The 6,051-nt window shown below is 56.2% G+C and carries 6 protein-coding genes; 1 reads left to right on the top strand and 5 read right to left on the bottom strand.

From position 1 onward, the window contains the following. Window positions 1-354, top strand: a 354-nt coding sequence (locus FJT57_RS17435; protein WP_449405204.1) for a hypothetical protein, incomplete at its 5' end; no start/stop codon positions are given. Window positions 355-524: 170 nt separating this feature from the next. Here the strand turns inward: FJT57_RS17435 and cas2 are convergent. The 5 genes from cas2 to cas5b are packed head-to-tail and all read right to left on the bottom strand — an operon-like array spanning window position 525 to window position 6,051. Further along, a complete protein-coding gene (cas2, locus tag FJT57_RS08920) occupies window positions 525-785 on the bottom strand; it encodes a CRISPR-associated endonuclease Cas2 (RefSeq protein ID WP_144904262.1) in 261 nt (86 codons plus the stop codon). A 2-nt stretch (window positions 786-787) separates the two neighbouring features. After that, complete coding sequence (gene cas1b, locus FJT57_RS08915) at window positions 788-1,783, bottom strand: type I-B CRISPR-associated endonuclease Cas1b (RefSeq protein ID WP_144904260.1); 996 nt, start codon at window positions 1,781-1,783, stop codon at window positions 788-790. 3 nt (window positions 1,784-1,786) lie between these two features. Then, window positions 1,787-2,356 (bottom strand): CRISPR-associated protein Cas4, encoded by a 570-nt coding sequence (gene cas4, locus FJT57_RS08910; protein ID WP_238993948.1) that lies wholly within the window; start codon window positions 2,354-2,356, stop codon window positions 1,787-1,789. Further along, window positions 2,353-5,178, bottom strand: a complete 2,826-nt coding sequence (locus tag FJT57_RS08905; protein WP_144904258.1) for a CRISPR-associated endonuclease Cas3'' — start codon at window positions 5,176-5,178, stop codon at window positions 2,353-2,355. The genes cas4 and FJT57_RS08905 overlap by 4 nt, the downstream gene beginning before the upstream one ends. Window positions 5,179-5,193: 15 nt before the next feature. Then, window positions 5,194-6,051 (bottom strand): type I-B CRISPR-associated protein Cas5b, encoded by an 858-nt coding sequence (gene cas5b / locus FJT57_RS08900; RefSeq protein ID WP_144904256.1) that lies wholly within the window; start codon window positions 6,049-6,051, stop codon window positions 5,194-5,196.

The following is a 6,051-nucleotide window of genomic DNA, read 5'->3' as shown; positions in this document are numbered from 1 at the left end:
CTTCAACCCATCAAGGGTCCTTCTGAAAGGACGTCCAACGAAAGACGAATATCGAAGCGGAGTAACCTTCAACCCATCAAGGGTCCTTCTGAAAGCGAGTCGGACGGGGCGTTCTACGTCGTCGACGAGAGCCTTCAACCCATCAAGGGTCCTTCTGAAAGGCGCATATGTCCGATTGTAACGCCGTCGTCTATCAACCTTCAACCCATCAAGGGTCCTTCTGAAAGCGAGTCGGACGGGGCGTTCTACGTCGTCGACGAGTTCCTTCAACCCATCAAGGGTCCTTCTGAAAGTCAACGCGTCACGCTCCGGCTCGAACAGGATGTGCCTTCAACCCATCAAGGGTCCTTCTGAAAGGCGCATATGTCCGATTGTAACGCCGTCGTCTATCACCCTTCAACCCATCAAGGGTCCTTCTGAAAGTATGACGAATATTGGCACTATATGGCCTAATAACCTTGGTTTGCGGATGGAGTTTTCGTTGACCCCTGATTATGGGATAACCCCCGGGGGGTCGACGAAACTTATGTGAACTTGCTTCCCGGCTCGTCTGCGTCACCGAGGACGGTGCACTCAACTGAGGCAGATATATTAGATTCGAATATATAGACCGAGTCGTCTGAGTCAAGGATGTTCTGGATCTCGTTTTGGATTGTGACAAGTTGCCCCTCCGTGATGTCGCCGTAGAAAACGGAGTACTGGATGTGTTCCAGATGTTTCCGCAGAAGTTTTCGATAAATCCGTGTCCGTTTGGCTGGCACGTCATACGTGACGAGGACGAACATCGTCACCACCACCGTTCTGTGGGACGGTACGGCTCGCCAGTGAGGATATGTTTTTTCAGCGAATAAACGTCCGTCTGGACTAGCGTCTTGTAGCTCACCTTCCGCTTCAATCGGGGGTGTTCCACGGTTTGGTCGAGCGTTTCTTCGTAGGCTTCCAGCACAGTCAACCGGCCGTCCTCGTTCAACAGACATCCCTCGAGCTCTCTTTCGAAGTCGTTGATGCCTAACTGCTGTCGATTGACTACTCTGAACATCACTCGGTCGGCAAGAATTGGTTTGAAGATATCCGCAATGTCTAACGACAGTGTAAATCGTCTATCTCCCGGTTGGTGAACGTAGCCAACGGTGGGATCGAGTGCAGTATTTCGAATCGCCGAGACACAGGTCGTGTAGACCATCGCGTTGAGAAACGAAACAAGAGCATTGGCTTCGTTCGATGGTGGGTTGTACTCTCTTCGCGTCAGCTCAAACGGATCTCTGAGAATGTCGTCGAAACAGCTGTAGTACGCTTTACGTGCCGTCGCCTCGACACCGAGAAGTTCCGCGACATCGCTGACAGTGCTCACCCGCTCACGTTGGTCCTCCAGCGTGTGAATCGCCGTAGCGAAGTTGTAATCTCTGGTATGGTAATACTTCAGATTCACACGCATATTGTGGATACTCGCCTCAATCATCGATCGAGCAATCCGCATACGCCGCTCATCGTCATCGTATGCGCGTACCTGCTCGACGACCGTGTTTCCGGACTGATGCTGTCGCTTCGGGAGATAGGAACCTTTGTAGTAATCCTTCCAGCCGAAGACGTGGACAGTTGTCCCATGGTCATTGAGTAGTCCGAGCGCTCGGGTGTTGAAGTCGATCTGACCGTGCAGGTAGATCGTTCCGACGCTTTCGACCGGGAGGTACTTCGTTTCGCCCTCGAGGGTATCGATGCGGAGCGTGTCTTCGCTCCGTGACAGTTCGCCGTCGGCGAAGATGTGGTGGTTATCCTGTGACATTAGTTATAACCAGCAGATGTCCTGGTAGAGACACGAATCGCAGTACGGTTTCTTTTCGAGCGGCGGCGGGCTATCCGCATTGACGATATCGATAATCCCGCCAAGTGTTTCCTCGACGCTGATAGCGGTGTCCTCGGTCAATTCTACCTGCTCGCGAGAGCGTTCACGTGGATACGCCAGTACGCCCGACTTCTCGACACTGTGGATCCGATCCAGATACCAGAGGTAGTACAACAGCTGCATCCGTGGTGGTTCTTCGAGCGCCGAGGAGACCTTCACCTCCATCACGTCGCCATCGTCAAGGACATCTAGAGCGATCCGGCCGTCGATCGTGAATGACCGCCGGCGATCCCGATAACTCGTCTCATCGGTGTAGCTTCCTCGCTGAATGTTCGGCGTACTTCGGTCAATGTCGATGCCTCTGGACATAAACCAGAGTTCCCGCCGGCAGACGTGATAGTACTGAACCATCAAGCCGGTGATCCGGACGGGCGGTTCACGGTGCGGATTCCGCTCACGTTCGATGAGCTCGTCGATCCGGCTCTTCTTCGAATAACTGGGGCCCTCGCTCATAGTACTGTGAATCGGCCGGCGATCACGTCTTCGTCGTTCGCTACGAATCCGCCGCCGTCTAGATCGTAAGAACCTCCTGCCGTCTCAGGTCTATAGGCGAGAATCTGTACACCTTCTTGCTCTCCGCGCTCTTTTCGGTCGACTCTCGTTGCCTGGGTGAGTGCACCCTCTGCGTCGCGAGCCGGGATCGACACGCGAAGGTCAGACGCTTGCTGAAGGAGCTCGTAGGCACTGGGGGTGTCCCCGACATTGAACGCGTCACCGATTGACTCAAGGAGGTCCTTCTCTCGGTCAGTTACCGCGACGAGGACATCGACGGTCGGATAATCCTCCTGAATGAGTGATTTCCGGCCAAGTTGCTTTGCTTCGCACCATTCGATGTGATCGAGCAGCTCTTGGCTGGCGAGTGCTTTCTCTCGAATCCGTTCGAAATACGTCGGGACGGCGCGCCGCGTCACTGTGAATTCGTCAACGTCATCTTGTGTCTTGAGGGTGTCTCGAAGTGTTTCGGCGATAATCGTCAGGTGACTGCCGAGGTCAGTACCGTAGACGTACTTAGTGGGCGTTCGGTCGATACCCCCCTCTGGATCGTCGGGATCATCGAGCAGCCAGACCGTGACGCGGCCATTCTCTTTGCCCCATTCGAACGATCGGTTACAGCGTCCGGCTGCTTGGACGATGCTATCAAGTGGAGCAAGATCACGGTAGACGCGGGCGAAGCTCAGGTCGACTCCAGCTTCAACTGCTTGCGTTGAGACAAGTACGAACGGGACGTTGCAGTCCGTCAGTACGTCGGCCAGCCGGATGAGGACGCGTCGGTCCTTCGGTCGGTACCGCGAGTTGAACGTCCCGAGGAGGAGTGGCGGTTTTCTTGGTCTGGACCAGGACCACGAGATGTCGCTGACAGAGCTGTTTCCGGGTCCGTCCCAGTCCCCGTCGGGGGTAAATCCGAGACGCTTGAGGACAGCCGATGCAAGCTGGTCGACACGTTCCACTCCGCTGAGATGGCTATCGGCCGCAGCGTTTTGTCCCACCGCAGTATTCCCGGCCTCTTCGAGGATCTCCCTGTAGGTTTTCCCAACATGTTCTACGGCCGTTCCAGCCGCCTGTTCGACGGTTTCGGTCAACCGCCTCGAACTGGCGATCGTGTTGCAGACTGCCAGTGTAGAGGTGGCTGTTGCCGTCGTGTTTCCGCCGTGGAAGACTGTGTTGACGATACGTTCGCCAGCGGTTTCGTGATCGAGAGGAATCGTCTCTGCATCCGGAGCTCCCAGAGCCCACACTGAATCGTCGATGGTGTATCGCACTCGGCGTGCATGGTGATAATACTCGTCCACGTCGTCAAGCAACTCGACAGCCGATAGGTCGTCGGTAGTCTCAAACAGCGATGGTTGGGTCGCCGTCATCACGATCACCGTAGCATCGAATTCTGTCCGTAGCGTTCGGACGAGTCGCGGTATCGCCGCCCACCAGCGTTTCGGCAGGGCCTGTGGCTCGTCGAGGATGATTACGGCGTCCTGTAACGCAGGGAATTTGAGTCCTTGGCTGTTCGTCGGGCCAGCGAGACTCTCGAACAGTTGGACGAAAGTCGTCAGTACCGTTCCTGACCGCCAACTCTCTCCGAGCATCGCGTCAGCATAGGTTCGCTGGTCGGTTTCGGCCTCCCCGTTTGTTCCGACCTCCGAATCGGTTCGGGTGACCGTCTCGCTCAGATAGTGGTGGATCGTCAATGCGTGTCCAGCCGGATCCGCGCCCCAAATGTTCGGGTCCTCGAATATCTCACGCGTCTGTTCAATAATCGATGTGAATGGTAGCGCATAGACGATAGTGGGCTCCTCCTCAAGTCCGTGCCGTTCGGCAATCTCGTCACGGAGCGTGAACGCCGTCGTGATCCCGGTGAACGTTTTCCCGAGACCAGTCGGAAGCGTCAGCCGACCGATGTCGGCTCCATCGTCAAGCAGCCGTTCGACGGCGTTTTCCGGTGCGGCTTCCCTGGCCTGGTCCCGGAACTTGTTCAGCGTCTGTTCCAACTCGCCATCCCCCTCCAGACCCGCGACGTACGTATCGAGGACTTCGAGTGAGAGTGAGTCTCGTTTGAGCTTCGAGAGCGGGATATCGGCTGCGCTGGTCTTGTCTGCGAGCGTCAGATGACCCCAGTACTTGAGCGTCCTGTCGTACAGTTCAGACGGGAGCGACTCAACGTCTTCTTTTGGACTGTACCCTCGCCACTCAGAGACCAGTTTGACCAGCGACTCGTATACGGATTCGTCCGCAACTGCACGAGCGAATCGGTCCCAAGTCGTCGTGTTATCTCCAGCGCTGACGAGCAATTCCTCTGCTTTTTGCGCGTATAGTTCATTATCTGGCTTTCGGATCGACTCGACCTGGTCCGTCGCCCACCCTTTTACGTTATCCTTCTCCCCCGTTTCGGTCCCATAGACGTCCGTAAATACGTGCGGGACGACGTCCGGGAGTGAACCGTGATGTCGCGAGATGGCTATAAACGCCGCGAGTGCATCCCGGTCGTCACCTCCGATTTCCTGAACGACCCAGAATGCCGCGAGTGCACCAAGTCGAGCGTGATAGGTCTTCTGTGGCGGCCCGCTATATCGGTCTCTGACGTGCTGTTGGAACGCTGGTGTCACTTTTCCGAAATCGTGGAGTAGTCCGATGACGCTCGCGACTCGCTGTTCACTGCACTCTGCCGAATCATCGAACCGGCCGAGGGTGAGCATTCGAGACTTTGCGTCATCAAGATGGCACTCGAGTTTGAAGTCCGGCCGGTTATCTCGAGGATGAGAAATGATGGTGTCGATTGGCATAGTTGTCGGTGCTGGCTACTCGAACGCGACGACGTGCCCGTCGATGTTCACGGGAGAGACTGTCTCAGGGCGAATTTTTAGCGTTTCACTCGCAAATGCATAGTCGACGAAGCCCGTCGTCCGGCGACCTCCGTCGTGAACTTCCATATAGCCTGGGACTCGTTCGACGTCGTAGGTGACGCCTGCCTGCGGAACGATCTCGTCGATTCCGTCCGGAACGGCACTGTTGATTTGAATTGAGTCTCCAGTTCCGACCGGTTCTGGTCGATGCTCGAAACGGCCGTCATCGCCGATAGGCTCGATCCACGCGAGGAACTCTGAGAGTCCCATCGATGGCGGGTAGAACGAGGTGTCCGTTTCGAGTCGATGTTTGAGGACACTGTAGAATCGGTCGTCTTCGACGGCCACGTCGATTCGGTAGGCCGGGGTGACAAGTAACTCGTAGCTATGAATTTGGCGGTTGTCAGTGCTGTCCGGGTACTTGACCCTGATCGTCTTTTTACCCGAACCACCCGCAGCTTCCATTGTCTCGCCAGGGTGTGTCCCGAGTCCGAGCGTCGGCTGCGTAACCGTCCGAATCGGCTCTACCGGTGTGATTGCGACGGCGGACGTTCCAGGTGCAAACACGTCGTAATAGCCGTCGCGGCGGACGCCTGCAATCGCCGCGAGGAGACCAGCCACGGTTGTTCGAGGCGGAATTCGGTAAGTCTGCTTGGTTACCGTCCGGTCAATTCGGCGGAAATGCCCCCAGTCGCTGCGGAGCACGAACGACAAGCACTTCGACGGGACACCGTCGTTGTCAATCGATGGCGCGGAAACGCCATCAATCTCGTCTTCGATGGGAGCCTGACTCGCAGTATCTCGTTTCGCCAT

Origin of the sequence: Halobellus captivus, assembly GCF_007655485.1 — an archaeon.
Taxonomy (GTDB): domain Archaea; phylum Halobacteriota; class Halobacteria; order Halobacteriales; family Haloferacaceae; genus Haloquadratum; species Haloquadratum captivum.
This window is presented reverse-complemented; position numbering and strand designations above follow the sequence as displayed.